15 protein-coding genes are annotated in these 17,551 nt (G+C 43.4%); 12 read left to right on the top strand and 3 right to left on the bottom strand.

What is annotated here, in order from left to right; translation table 11 throughout:
- Window positions 1-61: 61 nt before the first annotated feature.
- From G476_RS0111965 to G476_RS23575, 9 genes are all read left to right on the top strand, one after another.
- Window positions 62-1,759: a methyl-accepting chemotaxis protein gene (locus G476_RS0111965; protein WP_169720889.1), complete on the top strand. Its 1,698-nt coding sequence runs from the start codon at window positions 62-64 to the stop codon at window positions 1,757-1,759.
- Window positions 1,760-2,093: 334 nt separating this feature from the next.
- Window positions 2,094-3,416, top strand: coding sequence for an extracellular solute-binding protein (locus tag G476_RS0111960; RefSeq protein ID WP_026690315.1), 1,323 nt, complete (start codon window positions 2,094-2,096; stop codon window positions 3,414-3,416).
- A 71-nt stretch (window positions 3,417-3,487) separates the two neighbouring features.
- The gene (locus tag G476_RS0111955) at window positions 3,488-4,795 is read left to right on the top strand and encodes a sugar ABC transporter permease (protein WP_026690314.1); all 1,308 of its coding nucleotides are present in this window, start codon (window positions 3,488-3,490) and stop codon (window positions 4,793-4,795) included.
- A 30-nt stretch (window positions 4,796-4,825) separates the two neighbouring features.
- On the top strand, window positions 4,826-5,668 hold the full coding sequence (locus G476_RS0111950) for a sugar ABC transporter permease (RefSeq protein ID WP_026690313.1): 843 nt from the start codon (window positions 4,826-4,828) through the stop codon (window positions 5,666-5,668).
- Between the two features lie 116 nt (window positions 5,669-5,784).
- A complete protein-coding gene (locus G476_RS0111945; protein ID WP_051314771.1) occupies window positions 5,785-8,151 on the top strand; it encodes a glycoside hydrolase family 31 protein in 2,367 nt (788 codons plus the stop codon).
- A 33-nt stretch (window positions 8,152-8,184) separates the two neighbouring features.
- Window positions 8,185-9,228, top strand: coding sequence for a LacI family DNA-binding transcriptional regulator (locus tag G476_RS0111940; protein WP_026690311.1), 1,044 nt, complete (start codon window positions 8,185-8,187; stop codon window positions 9,226-9,228).
- A gap of 115 nt (window positions 9,229-9,343) precedes the next feature.
- Window positions 9,344-10,465: an AI-2E family transporter gene (locus G476_RS0111935; RefSeq protein ID WP_026690310.1), complete on the top strand. Its 1,122-nt coding sequence runs from the start codon at window positions 9,344-9,346 to the stop codon at window positions 10,463-10,465.
- Window positions 10,466-10,532: 67 nt separating this feature from the next.
- Window positions 10,533-10,907 carry a rhodanese-like domain-containing protein gene (locus tag G476_RS0111930; protein ID WP_026690309.1) on the top strand — a complete coding sequence of 125 codons (375 nt, stop codon included), beginning with the start codon at window positions 10,533-10,535 and terminating at the stop codon, window positions 10,905-10,907.
- 279 nt (window positions 10,908-11,186) lie between these two features.
- Complete coding sequence (locus G476_RS23575) at window positions 11,187-11,333, top strand: lmo0937 family membrane protein (protein WP_122897591.1); 147 nt, start codon at window positions 11,187-11,189, stop codon at window positions 11,331-11,333.
- A gap of 145 nt (window positions 11,334-11,478) precedes the next feature.
- Here G476_RS23575 and G476_RS23825 read toward each other — a convergent pair whose 3' ends face one another.
- The gene (locus G476_RS23825; protein ID WP_169720888.1) at window positions 11,479-11,619 is read right to left on the bottom strand and encodes a hypothetical protein; all 141 of its coding nucleotides are present in this window, start codon (window positions 11,617-11,619) and stop codon (window positions 11,479-11,481) included.
- 170 nt (window positions 11,620-11,789) lie between these two features.
- Here G476_RS23825 and G476_RS21870 point away from each other — a divergent pair, with 170 nt between their 5' ends.
- From G476_RS21870 to G476_RS22885, 3 genes are all read left to right on the top strand, one after another.
- A complete protein-coding gene (locus tag G476_RS21870; RefSeq protein WP_035186433.1) occupies window positions 11,790-12,062 on the top strand; it encodes a hypothetical protein in 273 nt (90 codons plus the stop codon).
- 216 nt (window positions 12,063-12,278) lie between these two features.
- Window positions 12,279-13,127 (top strand): YitT family protein, encoded by an 849-nt coding sequence (locus G476_RS0111910; RefSeq protein WP_205620295.1) that lies wholly within the window; start codon window positions 12,279-12,281, stop codon window positions 13,125-13,127.
- A 71-nt stretch (window positions 13,128-13,198) separates the two neighbouring features.
- Complete coding sequence (locus G476_RS22885; protein WP_026690307.1) at window positions 13,199-13,753, top strand: BsuPI-related putative proteinase inhibitor; 555 nt, start codon at window positions 13,199-13,201, stop codon at window positions 13,751-13,753.
- 153 nt (window positions 13,754-13,906) lie between these two features.
- Here G476_RS22885 and G476_RS0111895 read toward each other — a convergent pair whose 3' ends face one another.
- Window positions 13,907-16,546 carry a DEAD/DEAH box helicase gene (locus tag G476_RS0111895; protein WP_026690306.1) on the bottom strand — a complete coding sequence of 880 codons (2,640 nt, stop codon included), beginning with the start codon at window positions 16,544-16,546 and terminating at the stop codon, window positions 13,907-13,909.
- Window positions 16,530-17,420 carry a hypothetical protein gene (locus tag G476_RS0111890; protein WP_026690305.1) on the bottom strand — a complete coding sequence of 297 codons (891 nt, stop codon included), beginning with the start codon at window positions 17,418-17,420 and terminating at the stop codon, window positions 16,530-16,532. Before G476_RS0111890 ends, G476_RS0111895 begins: the two co-directional genes overlap by 17 nt.
- Between the last annotated feature and the right edge of the window lie 131 nt (window positions 17,421-17,551).

The raw sequence follows: 17,551 nt of genomic DNA, 5'->3' as shown, positions 1-17,551 counted from the left end.
TTTCATGGTATAATGTCCTCATCTGATGCAAACGATTGCATTTAGATTCGGAGGAGGGGGAATGGTGTCGAGAAAGAGGGCGCGTAAAAAGACAAAGCTAGTACATAAGTTAGGTTTTTTATTATGTTTAATTGTGATTGTAAGTATGGCTGGGGGAGCGGCAATCTTGTATGCCAATAAGAATGTGAACACCCAAACGACAACGTTAAATGAGTCGGCGACGTTTCAAGAAAGCTATTCATCACTCTTGAACAAAATCAATCAAGTAGGTCTTCTTCATTTTCAGCTTGTTACAAGCGGTTATAATGAAGAGCGAATCGATAGGGCCGATGAGCTTCTAGATGAAGGCCGTGTGCTTTTTGACCAGTTAAACACCTCATTACATGAGGATAGTGAATTGAACAACTATCTACCTCTTTTCGGTGAAAGCATGACTAACTATGAAAACATCAGTCAAACCTATTTTCAATCCATCTTTGTTGGGGATGAAATTGAGAGAATCCGAAACAGGGTAGCTCCAGACATTTTACGAACCGAACAAAACCTTAACCAAGCGAATACAAGGATACAGCAATCTCTCGAAAGTACTCGTGATGAGGCTTCATCTGAGCTTGATCGAGCTCTTACCATGATGGAAATGATTTTATATGCAGCAATTGGCTTTCTTGTTTTGGTGCCGATGATGGCTGTAGTTTGGTTTATCCGCGATTTAAATAAAGGAGTCACTCAAGTACTTGCAAGGATCCGGGAATATAAAGATGGGAATTTTACCTTTGATCACCACTTGCATCGAAATGATGAATTCAAAGAGATCGACGAGAGTCTGAGTCAGATGGGGCATCAACTAGGTGAGTCCATGATTACAAGCGAACGGGCGAGCATACAAGTACTTGATGTAAGTGAGGCCGTATCCACCGAGTCAGATAATCAATTAAGGCATATGTCGGATGTCTTGATAACAATCAAGGATCTTAAAGCTAATGTAGAAGCACAGTCCATAGAGACAGAGAGTATATCTGCCATTACGGAAGAGGTAAGTGCCAGTGCACAAGAAATTGAAGATTCTTCAGGTAAAGTTTATAAGAAAATGGTAGAGATGAGTGGGTTGGCAGATCGCGGTTCTCGAGTTGTGAGTGGAATGGCCCAGGATGTGAGCACACTTTCGGATGAAACTCTTGTGATGGGGAAACGAGTGAGTGGAATCGCTCTAGAAATTGAAAACATATCCGCGTTTATGAAAGGGATTGATGACATTTCCTCTCAAACGAATTTACTTGCTATTAATGCCTCCATTGAGGCAGCAAAAGCAGGTGAAGCAGGTAGGAGCTTTGCAGTGGTAGCAGATGAAATTCGCAAACTGTCGAAAGGCACAGCTGACTTTTCTAAAAACGCCAAATCGGCCGTGGAACAGATTACAAAGGAAACGTTAGAGATGCAAGAAACGTTCAACTCGTTTCAAGAGGCAAGTTTAACGGCAAGAGTGCAGTCAGAAAAAGCGCTCACTCTATTTACCACTATTGAGTCTGAAAGTAAGTCACTGCAAGTGGAGCACGAAGAGACATCTGTAGCCATTGAACAGATCAACAAGGCCATACATGAGGTGGTTACTGCTGTAGCAAAGCTGGCAGATGTAGCGAAAGAGCTCGACAATCAATCTTCAAAAGTAGCTGATACCATCGATCTTCAATCAAAAAAACAAAAGGAATTGGCCGAATCTACGAAAGTTTTAAAAGAAACGGCAGCCACGTTACAACAATAAAGAAAACGATTACATTTTTTTTGCAAAAGGGGTTGTATTTCCTAAGACCCAAATATATAATGAAGTTGTAATAGTGATGCAAACGATTTCACGGCGCTACCGTGGAATTGTTTTTGCCTCAATTGTGCAAACGGTTGTCCGACTTCTTGCGCAACCTCCCTTTGTCCCGCTCACAGATTCAAAAAGCGGGAAAAGAGCTTCTACATATATATGAAAGCGGATTCGAATCTTACAATCTTTGAAACCGATTACATATATACCGAGGGGACGGGTGAGAGGTGGACAGGCAACAGGTTGCACGCGATGTAACCATTTACTTAAAGGGGGAAACAACATGTTTAAAGGTAAGTTTCTTTTAACGCTAATGATGATGCTCGTACTTTCTATCGCATTAGTGGCATGTGGTGGCGGAGATGACAATGAAGAACCAGCAGATCCGGACACAGATGAAAACGGAGAAGACGCTGGAGAAGACGAAGGTGAAGACGGTGACGCTGCAGCAGAAGGTGATGCTCCAGAAAAACCTGAATCTCTATCCATGTGGGTTAACGATGAGGACTCTCAGTTGGATGCTTACGAAGAAATTACACAACGTTTTGAAGACGAGCATGGTATTGAAGTAAACATCACACCATTCTCTATGTTGGATCAAACCGATGCAATTTCTCTAGATGGTCCATCTGGTCAAGGTCCGGACCTGTTCTTCCAACCGCATGACCGTATGGGAGATATCGTATTACAAGGTCTTGCTGCAGAGCTTGAGCTTACAGCTGATCAAGAAGAACGTCTTGCTGAGTATAACGAAGAAGCAGTTCAATCGTTAAGCTACGAAGGTGTTCAATACGGAATTCCTGCAGTAGTTGAAACATATGCCCTTTTCTACAACACAGATCTAGTAGAAGAAGCGCCACAAACGCTTGATGAACTAATGGAAATTGCAGAATCTCTAACTGATGCAAGTGCTGATGAGTATGGATTCTTAATGGAAGCAACGAACCTATACTTCTCTTACCCGTTCCTAACTGGAGCTGGCGGATACATCTTCAATCAAGATGCTGACGGTGCTTATGACACTGAAGATATTGGTCTTGATAATGATGGAGCGGTTGAAGGTGCAGCATTAATTCAATCTTGGTTTGAAGAAGGCTACATGCCAACAGGGATTGATGGCGACATCATGAACGGTCTTTTCCAAGACGGAAAAGTTGGAGCTGTTATTACAGGTCCTTGGGCGATTCCTGACTACCGTGATGCTTTAGGTGACAGCCTTGCTGTTTCTATGCTTCCTGAGTGGGATGGCGAACAGCTTAACTCCTTCTCCGGTAACAAAGGTTGGTTAGTATCTGAATACAGTGACGACCAGTACTGGGCTACTGAACTAGCATTATTCATCACAAACGCTGAAAGCTCTGAGACGTATTTTGAAACGGCTGGTGAGCTTCCTGCCCACACTGCTGTAGAAATCGATGACGAGTTTATGGGTCCTATCTTTGAACAGACACAAGTGGCAGAGCCGATGCCAAACGTTCCTGAAATGAGCCAAGTGTGGGAGCCGGTTAGTGACGCACTTCAGTTCATCTCTCAAGGTGAAGATCCACAAGAAGTAATGGAAGAAGCTGTTGCACAAATCCGCGAGCAAATCGCAATTATGCAATAGTATTAATGAAAAGTAGGGATTGGGGAAGACATTCTCCAATCCCGATTCTTTAAAAGCAGGAGGATGCGACTATGGCTACAAACGATAACCAACCAGATGTGAAAATCGTCAACAAACGACACAATCCAACTGTAGCTGCTTTGCTCTCCATTATTCCGGGGTTCGGGCAGGTGTACAACAAACGATATTGGAAAGGTGCGACCTTATTCATTCTCTTTGCGGCTTTCGTTGGTGTGATGTACGGTTTTATCGCCGATGGTTTACAAGGATTGATTACACTCGGTGAAACACCACGTGATGATGATTCCCGTATCTTTTTAAGCTACGGTATTCTATCACTTATATTTCTAGCTTTCTTTATTACGTTCTATGTTATTAATATTATCGATGCTCATAAAGACGCAAAGAGAATTCAATTAGGTTGGGAAGTACCAGGTCTTAAAGAAGGTTTCAAAAACGCCTGGGATACAGGATTCCCTTATTATTTAGTAGCACCGGGACTGTTTTTACTTATCTTTGTTGTTATCTTTCCACTACTCTTTATGGTGTTCTTAGCGTTTACAAACTATAACTTATACAACGCACCACCTAGGAACTTGCTTGAGTGGGTCGGTTTTGATAACTTCGTTCGATTGTTCACGATCAACGAGTGGAGAAACACCTTCATCAATGTTCTATCATGGACGTTAATTTGGACGTTTGTTGCTACGACACTTCAAATCGGACTGGCTTTATTCTTGGCGATTATCGTAAATGACAAACGAGTAAAAGGAAAGCGTCTTATTCGTACTGTCTTTATCTTGCCATGGGCTGTGCCGGCCTTTGTAACCATTATCATTTTTTCTGCACTATTTAACGACAACTTCGGTGCGATTAACCGAGACATTATTATACCGTTGTTCGGAACGGGGATTCCATGGATGAGTGATCCATTCTGGGCAAAAGTAGCCTTGATCATGATTCAGACATGGCTTGGATTCCCATTCGTATTCGCATTGTTCACCGGTGTGCTTCAAAGCATTTCAGCCGACTGGTATGAAGCTGCGGATATTGATGGAGCCAACCGTTGGCAAAAATTCAGCAATATTACGTTCCCACACGTGATGTTTGCAACAGCACCCTTATTGATCATGCAGTACGCAGGAAACTTCAACAACTTTAATATTATTTATCTGTTCAACCAAGGTGGACCACCGGTTCGTGGACAGGTTGCCGGAGGAACAGACATCTTAATCTCCTGGGTATACGGTCTAACATTTGAAAATCAGCAGTTTAACATGGCAGCTGCCATATCCATTATCTTGGGACTGATCGTAGTTGTATTCGCATTCTTCCAGTTCCGACGTACACGATCGTTTAAAGAGGAGGGGAACATTTAAATGAGCACTGCAGTAAAAAAGAAAAAACCAATGAGTAAAAAAAGAAAAAACTTCCTTGAGTTAACAGCTATTTACAGTGTTGTTGCTGTGATGTTCGTGATCATTTTGTACCCTCTTCTTTGGGCATTCGGTTTATCACTTAACCCAGGCACAAGTCTCTACGGTGCCCGAATGATTCCTGAGAACTGGTCTTTCGTTCATTACGAGTGGTTGTTTACAGACCCACGAAGTAACTACGTCACGTGGTATAAAAACACATTGATCGTAGCATTGTCTACTTCATTTTTTGCAACATTGATGGTTTCACTTGTGGCTTATGCGTTCTCTCGTTACCGGTTTATTGGTAGAAAAAACGGTCTTTACGCCTTCTTACTTCTACAAATGTTCCCGGTACTCATGGCGATGGTTGCATTGTACATCTTGTTAAACCTTGTAGGACTTCTTGATTCCCTGCTCGGTCTGATCATTATTTACGTCGGTGGTGCGATTCCAATGAACGCCTTCCTCGTAAAAGGGTACTTTGACACGATTCCTCGTGAGCTGGATGAGAGTGCACGAATTGATGGTGCGGGACACTTCCGTGTGTTCTTCCAAATCATGCTTCCACTAGCAAAGCCGATTCTTGCGGTAGTCGCATTGTTTAACTTTATGGCGCCGTTTATGGACTTTATTTTACCTCGTATCGTTCTTAGAAGCCCTGAGAACTTTACATTGGCACTCGGTCTGTTCAACTTTGTAAACGATCAGTTTGCCAACAACTTTACACGATTTGCAGCCGGTGCGATTTTAATCGCTGTTCCGATTGCATTAGTATACTTGTTCCTTCAACGCTACCTTATTTCAGGACTTACGTCAGGGGCAACGAAAGGGTAAGAGAAATGGAACGAAGAGAGATACGGTCGATGAGGAAGATGTCCCTCTTCCTGCCGTATCTTTTTCTTTTCCTACATCATAGAGTACTTCAAGAAATGGATTGGGAGGATTCAATAATGCAAGATACAAGCTTTGCCATACATCCGGGCAACAAAAGTAAGATTGAAGGTACCACTTTTCGAGACATTGGAGATGTGACCTCTTTTAAACAAGAGAATAACCATTTCCTATTTAGCTGCGAATATGGGAGAGTTACAATAGTCTTTTATTCTAACCATGTAGCTAGAGTTGTGATGAACCATAAGCAAGACCCTGTAGTAGAAGGAAGCTTTGCCGTCATTCAAAAACAGGGGATTGTAAACGTAGAAGTAGTAGAGGACAAAGAAGCTATTCGCCTTGGAACAGACGCTTTAACCGTATACATTGAGAAATCTCCCATGAGAGTATCTTTCTTGGACACTAACGGCGATCTCATCATCGGTGAAGGTCAAAAAGGGATGGGGCACAGTCCCTCTGGGGAAGTCATCTGCTACAAACAAGCCCACCCCGATGAGCACTATTACGGCTTTGGTGAAAAAACCGGTTTTCTAGATAAACAAGGCGAAAAGATGACCATGTGGAATACAGACGTCTATGCCCCACACAACCCGGAAACCGATGCTTTATATCAATCCATTCCGTTTTTCATGACGTTACGACAAGGGCGTGCTCACGGTCTGTTTTTTGATAACACGGGAAAAACACAGTTTACTATGCGAACAGAAGACGGAACATTTCATTTCAGTGGTGAAACCGGTCAAATGGATTACTATATTCTTGCCGGACCAACAATGAAAGAAGTGTTAAATCAATATACGACCCTCACAGGTACAATGCCTCTTCCGCCGAAATGGGCTCTTGGTTATCATCAATCTCGTTACAGCTATGAAACGGAAGCGGAAGTTCGTGAGCTTGTAGGGAACTTTCTTAATAAAGAAATCCCGGTCGATGCGATCTACCTGGATATTCACTATATGGACGAGTACAGAGTGTTTACCTTTGATGAAGACCGCTTTCCGAATGCCAAACAACTCGTGGCGGATTTAAAAGAACAAGGAATTCGGATCGTTCCCATTGTAGATCCAGGTGTAAAAGAAGACCCGGAGTATGTCACGTATCAAGAGGGCATCGGTGATGACAGGTTCTGTAAGTACCTTGAAGGAAATGTCTACTATGGAGATGTGTGGCCCGGGAAAAGCGCCTTCCCTGATTTTACAAACGAGGACGTTCAAACGTGGTGGGGAGACAAGCACACGTTCTATTCCGATTTAGGAATTGAAGGCATTTGGAATGACATGAACGAGCCGGCCGTATTCAACGAAACGAAAACGATGGATACAAAAGTGGTACATGATAACAACGGAGTTCCCAAAACCCATCGTGAGCTTCACAATATCTATGGCCTAAAGATGGGAGAGGCCACGTACGAAGGGATGAAGAACAACCTTGACGGCAAGAGGACCTTCCTTTTGACTCGTGCAGGCTATGCGGGAGTGCAACGTTATGCGAGCGTCTGGACAGGGGATAACCGTAGTTTTTGGGAGCACCTTCAGCTTGCCATTCCCATGTGTATGAACCTAGGGATGAGCGGCGTTCCGTTTTGTGGACCTGACGTTGGTGGCTTTGCTCACGACTCAAATGGACAGCTACTTGCCAGATGGACACAATTTGGTACGTTTACGCCTTATTTTAGAAACCACAGCGCGATTGGCACGCAAAGGCAAGAGCCGTGGAGCTTTGGGGAAGATGTGGAAGCCAATGTGAAGAAATACATCCACCTCCGTTACATTTGGATGCCTGAGCTTTACAGGTTGTTCAAAGAGGCGAGCGTGACTGGTATCCCAGTTATGCGTCCTCTTGTTTTAGAGTATCCAGAAGATAAGCACACGTTTAACTTGAGCGACCAGTTCATGATTGGAGCGAACGTAATCGTAGCCCCTGTAACGACTCCTGACACAGAACAACGATTGGTCTATTTGCCTGAAGGGGAGTGGGTGAATTACTGGACGGATGAAAAGGTGAGCGGTGGAGATCACATCATTGCAAAAGCGCCAATAGATACATTGCCACTTTTCATAAAAGTAGACACCATGATTGCCCAAGGATCGCCTAAGCAATCGACTCTTGTGCAAGAAGACGATTACCAACTTCATGCCTACTTCGGAGTAAAAAAGGAAGCTTCATACACGATTTATGAAGATGACGGGGAAACATTTGAGTATGAAAACAACCATGCGTTTGAAAAGTATGTTCAGATGTCCTATGATAATGGGGTGTTAACGGTTACAGCTGAAGATGTAAACACCAGCTATACACCTGGCTTTGACAAGGTTACGCTCGTAGCTCACGGCTTGTCAGACGTAACGGAAGCACGAGTAAATGGAAAGCATGTTCAATTTCAAAAAAACAACATGAACAACGTTGTTATAACGATAAGCAGATAGATCTGTATTTTTAAGCGAAGGGATGAAACGCCCATGACCGTAACCATTAAAGATGTGGCTAAAAAAGCAAATGTTGCTCCTTCCACAGTCTCCCGCGTGATTGCAAATAGTTCGCGAATTAGTCAACGGACGAAAGAACGAGTGCGAGAGGCAATGGAAGATCTCGGTTATCACCCGAATTTTAACGCAAGAAGCTTGGCCAATAAAAGCACAAAAACAATTGGATTAGTGATGCCCAATTCAGCAAATAAAACGTTCCAAAACCCGTTCTTCCCGGAAGTTATTAGAGGGATCAGTACGAAAGCCCATATGCTTGAATATGGAATGTACTTATCAACAGGTCAAACGGAAGAAGAAATCTTCGAGGAAGTCCAACATATGGTACAAGGTCGTCGTGTGGACGGCATTATCCTGTTGTACTCCAGAGTCAATGATAAAGTCATGTCTTACTTGTATGAACAAAACTTCCCGTTTACTGTTATTGGGCGGCCATATGATTCACGGATGTCTGAAATTACGTTTGTGAACAACGACAACTTTAAAGCTGCAAAAACCGTTACAGAGTATTTATTGTTACTCGGTCATGAGCGCATTGCCTTTGTGGGCGGAAACTTAGATTTTGTCGTTACTGTTGACCATATGGAAGGATATGAGAGGGCGTTAAAGAACGCGGGCATTAAAATGCGAGACGAGTACGTTGTTTTTCACGAGGAATTGCAAGAGGGGGGACAAGAAGCGGTTATTGCCCTCATGAGTTTAAAGGAACCACCTACGGCTCTTTTAGTGGCGGATGATATCATGACCTTTGGTGTCCTTCGAATGCTGAGTGAGATGGATGTGAGTGTGCCGGATGATGTATCCATTGTGAGCTTCAATAACTTGATGATCTCCGAGCTCTCTTCTCCTCCCATGACAACTGTGGATATTAACATTTATAGCCTCGGATACGAAGCTACCACACTATTGATCGAAAAAATTCTAAAGCCCGACGTAAACCCAAGAAAAATGATTATTCCTCACAAGCTGATCAAACGCCAGTCTTGTCAAAGGCAAACGAAAAAGCTTGCCCCACAATAACCATTCTCTACCCGCTACGTATTCGTGGCGGGTGTTTTTGTACAAGGGTTTTATACATAAAATTAAGGGAAATTATGCTATAATCACACTACTATCATAAAGGTTGGTGAAAAAGTTGCCCCAGTCCAAGTTTTTTAGATTTTTATACGGACTTACGTTTGTCTTACTCATTATCTATTTAGCTACAAAGGTACCTTTCATTTTCACTCCCATTCAAGTGTTGTTCGGAACGTTGTTCATCCCTTTCTTGATTGCAGGGGTCTTGTTTTATTTACTGCGACCGATCGTAGGTTTATTACATAGGCAAAAGGTTCCTAAGCCTTTATCGATCCTGCTGATTTATTTAGGGGCGATTGGTCTGATGACTGGTTTTGTGTTCCTTGTAGGACCAACCCTTCAAGAGCAGTGGAACAACTTGGTCGACAATGCACCAGGGTTATTTAACGAAATGCGGAACCTGTTAATTGAACTGCAAAATAACGAATGGATCAATCAGTTCCAAGAGACAGACAACTTCTCGATTGAAGAAATTACAGAAAACTTCACGGAATACTTGTCCAATGCGTTTGAGATTGTTACAAGAAACATTGCCAGTGTCATCGGCGTCGTGACGAGCATTCTAATTTTAGCGATCATTATCCCGTTCATTCTTTTCTACATGCTAAAAGACGGGGAAAAACTTCCTGATCAAGTTCTTAAATATTTGCCAAAAAAACAACGCGGAGAAGGCCATCGTATTTTAAACGATCTGGACACGGCGTTAAGTTCATACATTCAAGGGCAAATCATTGTAAGTTTCTGTGTCGGTGTATTGATGTACATTTCGTTCTTGATCATTGGCATTGAATACTCGCTGATCCTAGCTTTAGTGGCGATGGTAACGAACGTGATCCCGTTTATCGGACCATGGATTGGTACCATTCCAGCGGTAATCGTAGCGATCATTGATTCGCCATGGATGGTTGTAAAAGTATTGATCGCGATCGTTGTGGTGCAACAAATTGAAAGTAATGTAATCTCTCCTCAAGTTATGGGGAAAAAGCTGGCGGTTCATCCACTAACGATCATCTTGTTATTGCTTGTAGCAGGGCAGTTCGCTGGGCTTTTCGGTCTACTCCTTGCCGTTCCAACATACGCAGTTTCAAAGGTAGTCGTTTCACACGCGTATCGTCTGTACATGCTAAAACGTAAGCAAGACCATGAGAAAAATGATAAAGATGACGATTTGGATACTTAGTTTGAGTTTTTACGACGACCTTTTATATACTGGGAAATGTATATAGTAAACCAACGAGGTGATTAAAGTGACAAAAGAAGTAGATGGCATTAAACAAGTAGACGTAAATGAATTGAAAGAGCTGTTGGGAAACAAACCTGAAGACACGGTAGTGATCGACATTCGCGAACCGGAAGAGTATGACGCCGGTCACATTCCTGGTGTACCACTCTTACCTATGAACGCTGTTCCTGAGATGGTTGAAGGGTTTGATAAGGAGAAGGAGTACATCTTTATTTGCCGAAGCGGCAATCGCTCACAAAATGTCGCTCTCTTCCTAAAAGATAAAGGATACGACCGCGTGACGAACTACAAAGGTGGCATGCTTGAGTGGGATACGGAAGTGAACACAGGCATGGAGAAGCGCATTGAAAACGTGGAAGAACTAAAAAATCTGAAATAATGCACGTGACCTTTTACCTTTTTAGGTAGAAGGTCATTTTTTTTGTTTGAATGGGAATAGTACGAATAACCCGTTTGCGACATTTTTTTTAGGGGTCATGTTTAACCTGATTTTTTCAAGGGTACTTAATCAACAAGCAGCACATAAGAGAGTTGAAAGGAGGATCGGCCAATACATCAATCAGGCATTTTCCTATCATTCCTTATAATGCAGCAAGAACATTCACAGTTACGAACACAGTTACACTAAACCAAAACAAAAAAACAGGAGGTACAAAACATGCTTTGGACAATTGTTGGTATTATCATTTTAATGTGGTTACTTGGATTCAGCTTTGAAGTTGGTGGCGGTTTGATTCACCTATTATTGGTTGTTGCTTTAATTGTAGCAGTCATTAATTTAATTTCCGGTAGACGTGCAGCTTAGCTAAGCTTGGTGAACGTTTCGGAGATCACATAAAGTAAGGAGGCCTTAGAAAGAAAAGGCCTCCTTTTTTGTGTTGAAATGTGACGTGAGAGTAGGGTGAAGCCACTAGGGCGGCTTTACCTGAAATGGTGTGAAGGTTCTTCATTTAAAGATGATCTGACTTTTTAGAATAACTATGTCTATCCGTGTTTTGACGGTTTGCTTGCTCTTCAAGGTTCTTTTTTTCTTGTTTAGCTTGGTTGTCGCGAGCCTTTTTATTCGGATCCCGATTTGGATTATATGCCATTGTGTTCCCTCCTTTCACCAGAGACCACTGAAAATGGAAAACCACCTTTTTCAGTGCCTTCTCACCTGTTCATAATATGGTTATTTTAGAAGGAAGATATGTGATGTTTAGCGAAAGAGATAAGGGGTAAAGTAATCATATCCAAACAAAAAAAGTAGGGGTGGGGAACAATGGCTTCAAACAAAATCATTACATCGACAATCGTTGCAACTGCAGTAGCAGCAGGATCATTTTATTTTGGAAAAGAAGAAAACCGTCAAAAGTTGGCACATTCTTTTAACCGCATAAAAGCTAAGGTGAAGAATGAAACAAAAGAAGACCATAACCCGTATTTAAATGAAAAAGTCGGTCACTCTGATCCTCATGATGTAGACGATAACTCCATGGTAGACGAAGGCGCGATGTACTCCGTCAATTATTACAACGAAAACATGAACAATTAACTCACTCATCTGAGCGCTTATTCCTAAGCGTTTAGCTGTAAAGAAAAAGCCATCATGGGTCCATGGTGGTTTTTTCATGTGATTTCAAGACAAACTAACGAAAACAACGTATAATAACTCTTTGAAATCGGAGCGGCTTAAATAAAGGTTAAGCGCTGTCCCAATCGCATGTCTTACATATATGATTGCCCCTAAACATAGGAGAGGAGTTTCACCATGCTCGCACATATTAATCCCGTCGAGGAAGCAAAAAAGCTCATTATTACGATTGCAGCTGCAGTGGTGTTGGCCGTTGCTTTAAATTTCTTCCTCATTCCAGCAAGTGTCTTTGCCAGTGGTTTTACAGGTTTGGCTCAGATTATATCTGAGTTGATTCCCCTTGCTTTTGTGTCACCAGGTATTATGCTCTTATTACTCAATATTCCAGTCGCTATTTTAGGGTGGAAAAAGGTCGGGAAAAGCTTTACACTATACAGCTTTATTAACGTTGCCGCAACGACGTTCTTTCTTGAAGTGATCCCGGTCACAACCATATCCGATGACATTATCTTAAACTCTGTTTTTGGAGGAGTGCTAGGCGGAATTGGGGGAGGACTGGTCTTGAAGTACGGCGCTTCATCCGGTGGTGTTGACATTATCGCACTCATCATGGCGAAGCACAGTGACCGCTCTCTTGGTGTCTATTTCTTCTTCATGAACGCGATCATTGTTATTACTTCCGGGCTCATGTTCGGAATGGAAAAAGCCCTTTACACACTCTTGACCCTTTATGTCACATCGCGAATCATTGATACAATCCACACTCGTCATGTGAAGCTGACCGCAATGATTGTCACCAAGCGACCAGATGAACTGCAAAAGGTGTTTCATGAGCGCATCGTCCGTGGGGTCACTCGAATTCCGGCTAAAGGTGGTTATACGAAAGAGGACAAAGAAATCCTTATGATCGTGATTACTCGTTATGAGCTTTACCATTTAAGGCAAATCATTGACGAAGTGGACCCTACTGCATTTACAAACATCGTGCAAACGACGGGTATCTTTGGCCTCTTCCGAAGAGATTGAAGAAAGTGTAACCTTTTTACAAACACGTCGACTAATGATGTAGTTCAGTCATATGAAGGGGGCTTTCTTACATGAAAAAGAGTAAAAAGTGGCTTCAAACAATTGCCAGCACAATGCTAGTTTTTGGATTAGTTGCATGTGGCACAGCCGATGACACCACAGGTGATACACCTGATGACCATACAGACGAAGAAGAACAAACAAAAGACGATGAATCGTCAGACGAGACGGAAGGGACCGATTCTGTGACCGAATATGATCTTACCTTTACCCTTGATGTAGAAGAATCAGACGGCCAGTTTCACTTTACCATGACCATTGATAACGATACCGATCACGACAAACAAATTGACTTTGCCTCAGGTCAAAAGTTCGATATTTTAGTAAAAGACGAATCAGGTACGGTTCTGTACCATTTCGCTGAAGGAATGATGTTCACCCAGGCGCTCGTATCTGAAACGATTGCCCCGGGCGAGTCTCTCGTTCTTGAAGAAACGTGGACTGCTGACGAAGACATTAGTGGTCAAACCTTAGATGTTGAAGCGATGCTCAATATCTTCTCTGTCGACAATGAACAAATTGATAAAAGCAAGTTTACCGTAAATAAACAAGTTGCGGTCGACTAGAGAAGAACCCATCTTAGCTCAGCTAAGATGGGTTCTTCTTCGTTTACACATGAGCGGTTTTCGGGAGGTGGAAAGGGGGTGCTTAGTCGAGTTAGTTTTGCGTTTAGTCGAGTTAGCATCTACTACCCCCTTCCCGACGCACTTCACCCGCCACTACCCCCCATAAAACAAGCTCTTCACTTCATCCTGATTCATTTCCCAAACCGGTCGATGGCGTTCACCGCCAAACAAAGAAGCGTACAGCTCTTGTTTTTGTGCTAAAGCAGTTTCAATAGACTCTTCAATGGTCCCTTTTGTAGTGAGAGCATGTATAGTGACGGGCTTCGTTTGACCGATCCGGTGCACACGGTCAGAAGCCTGATTATCAACCGCCGGGTTCCACCAGCGATCATAGTGAACCACCTCCGTAGCTCCCGTTATGTTCAAACCAGTTCCACCAGCTCGAATCGAAACGAGGAGAACAGGTGCCGAGCGTCCCTCATTGAATCGACCGACCAAGTCATAGCGATCTCTCATTTTCATTGACCCGTTCAAAAATTCAACGTCCAAACCAAAGGTCTCTCTAATCCCTTCTTGAATCAAATACCCCATCTTTTTGTATTGGGTAAAAATAACCGTTCTCTTGTTCTCTGTTAGAAGCTCATCCAATGTATAAATGAGGGCTTCCCATTTTCCAGAACGACCTTTAAGAGGATGCCGTTCATCAAGAAAGTGAGCCGGGTGGTTACATATCTGCTTCAAGCGTGTGATTCCTTTAAAGAACACGCCTTTTCGTTCGTGAGGAGCCAGAAACTCCATCTTTTCCATCGTTTCTTCAACCACCGCTTTATATAAAAGGTGTTGTTCTTTGGTTAACTCGACAGAGACCGATCGAGCCGTCTTCTCAGGCAGCTTCCAATCAGCCCGTTGCTGCTCCTTTGTACGTCTTAATACAAAAGGGGCAATCGTTTGGCTCAGTCGACCTTTAGGGTCGGCCGAAAATCGAATTAAAAAGTCTGGTAAAGACCCTAAATAACCTTCAGCGAACCAATCAAACAACGACCACAATTCAGAAAGGCGGTTTTCAACCGGAGTTCCAGTAATGGCAATTCGGTGATCCGTTGGTAGTGTTTTGGCTTCTTTCCAAAGCTTCGTTTGGCTGTTTTTGATCATTTGGGCCTCGTCCAGTAATACCGCTGTCCACGTATTTCTTTGAAACACGGAAGTGTCACGAAGCAACAAACCATACGTGGTCAATACAATATCAGCACCCTCAAGATCGATCGACTCTCGTGTCCTTTTTGACCCATAATAAACGATCACATCGAGCTCGGGCGCGAACCGCTCATATTCTGTGCGCCAGTTTTCCAACAGAGAAGTAGGGCAAACGATGAGTACCGGTGACGGGCGTTCAATCTGGTCGGTGTATGCGATCGCTTGAACGGTTTTACCAAGCCCCATATCATCGGCCAAACAACACCCTAACCCTAATTTGCGCATAGCAATCAGCCACTTGGTTCCTTCTTGTTGGTACGACTTGAGTGTCTGTTGCCACATAGGACGAATGGTGACATCAGCAAGTGCCGTAACCTGCTCAAACCAAGAGTCAGATAACGTCCAGTTTATTGTGTCTTCAGGAGGTTCCTCATAAATGGTTTGGTCGTAATCTGGCATGTACGCCATTTGTTGAATGGCTTGAAACAATGTCACTCGGTTGGTCGAACGAATCGCATCAATCCTTTGCAAGTACTCCGATGCTTTTTGAAGGTCCCAATGCATCCAACGGTTATCAAAGTAGATAAAATGCCGTTGTTCGTCGACCCATTCCCTGATTTTGTCCTCTGGTACAGAAGTCTCGTGGTGTGAAAAAAGCCAGCGAACGGAAGCACCACCATCGATGTGGGCAGGAGACACTTCCCCTGTAACAGACAACTGAGCAGGCTTTTCCCAGCTTTGAGGGACGAGCACACGGACACCGGCCTCTTCACACATCCCTTGATAAGATTGCAAAAACTGATAGACATCTTCGTCCTCCAATTCAACTTTTGGGGTCGATAAGCTTAACTCCGAGAGAGCGGGGACAGAAGATAACGTTTGAATCGTCTCTTTAACGACCGGTACCGGGTTTTGCGTAAACGGGTGATCGCCTTTGACTACGTCTCTTAAGGGAACGGTTCGTTTGGCTTCTCGATGTGTAACGAAAAGCTCAGCACCCCAACTGTCCGAAAATAGATCCGGTTCATGAATGGTCAAACTTAAATGAAAGGTCGGGGCTCCTTTGTAATCGAGCTCGTTTAAACAATAATGGTACACGTGTAGTGGTAGCTCATACACTTCCCCGGGAGTAAAAAGGGCATGTACCCACTTACGGATTCGCTCATCGTGATCGTTTGACAGGCGATAAAAAGAATCTGGGCGACTGGGCATGAGGAGACCGTCGATCATCGTTCGGTATGACGGTTCGATTCCTTTTTTGGTTATAAAAAGAGGGACATTAGGCTCCTCAGGAAGTGTCCAGCGACCGAAACGAGAAGGTATAGGCGTTTGTTTCGTCCAGTGTTCCACTTCAGGAAACAGAGGAACGAGAGAGTGGACCATGTGTTTGTCCACTACAATCCCAGTGATCACCTCATGTTCCTCATTGTAAGTCTCGGTAATGGAAAAAGCTGTACCGAAAAAAGAAGGCTCGTCCGTTTCAAACAAGCGCTGCTTGAGTAAAAGAACGTCTTCTCTTTTTTGTACGTGATTGAGCCATATAAACCATGCTGATTCGGTGTCGGTTTGTAAAAGACCGAGGTTACATTTCTTCTTCAAAACGGTCGAGCTCCTTTCTGAAGGCGTGATAGCTGGTGTATTTTTTCCGAAGAACGTTGAGCCATATCTTAAAACGGTCTTCGTTTCCTTGCTCGTTGTATGCGTCTTTTAAAACCAAAAGAAAGTGGATCGCTTCTTGGTAATGAGGTCGAGTCCGTTTTTCAATGAGCCTCTCAATCCACTGGTGCAAAAACGAAAAGGAGACGGGGTGTCTAAGGCTTCCTTTTATAAACGATCGCTGTTCAGGCGTGGACACTAATGGATCTTTTTCGTCGGCTAAAAGATCTCTTAGGCCCTGCTCCCACTTTTCGTGAAAAGCGAGCAGTTCAAAGTAGACCCGTTTCGTTCCGGGGTGGAGGCGATGATCCCTGAGCGTCTCCAGTGCCTCTTTACTGGCATGGTACTGAAATTCAGTGTTCGTAAGCGAGCGGTAGTACGCCTTGTATTTCTCGGCATGAGGAGCCGTGTTCCACGTGTCGATCCACTTGTCGACCTCTTCTTTCCTTTTGGGACTGTTTTCTTTGGGAAGAATGGGCAAATGGCGGCCGATGTGCGCGAGAAGCTCCTCAGTCAAAGCCACCTCTTCGGCGGATTGTGTTTCTTGATACAAGGGATCGTTCATCCCTTTTTCCAAAAAGCGGTTTAAGGTCGGTTTTCGTAAGGTGAGGTAGCGTTTATTCACGAGGTCTTGTGTGACGAGCAGCGTGATTGTGAGAAAGAAGAGGCGGTAGGTTGTGCCGGGTGGTCGATTCTTCATATGAGTAAGGTCTGGTTCATCTTTTTTTATCATTTGTAAGCTAATGGCTTTTGCCACGGGGATGCAATCTTTTAGGTTGATGTTGTGAGTGAGCAATCGTTCGGTCAAGCGTGCCAATGGTTTTGTCCCCTTTTTGTGGTTATGCACCTATTTTACCGATTTTGGGCTGGGTGGACAAACAAAATTTATTGGAATTGGACGGTGAAAGTCATTCTTTTTTCAGGGGAGCGACATAGGATAAAAATAAG

The sequence above is a fragment of the Alteribacter aurantiacus DSM 18675 genome, from assembly GCF_000429705.1.
GTDB classification, from domain to species: domain Bacteria; phylum Bacillota; class Bacilli; order Bacillales; family Salisediminibacteriaceae; genus Alteribacter; species Alteribacter aurantiacus.
The sequence above is the reverse complement of the archived record's forward strand: the minus strand, read 5'-3'. Positions and strand labels throughout refer to the sequence as shown.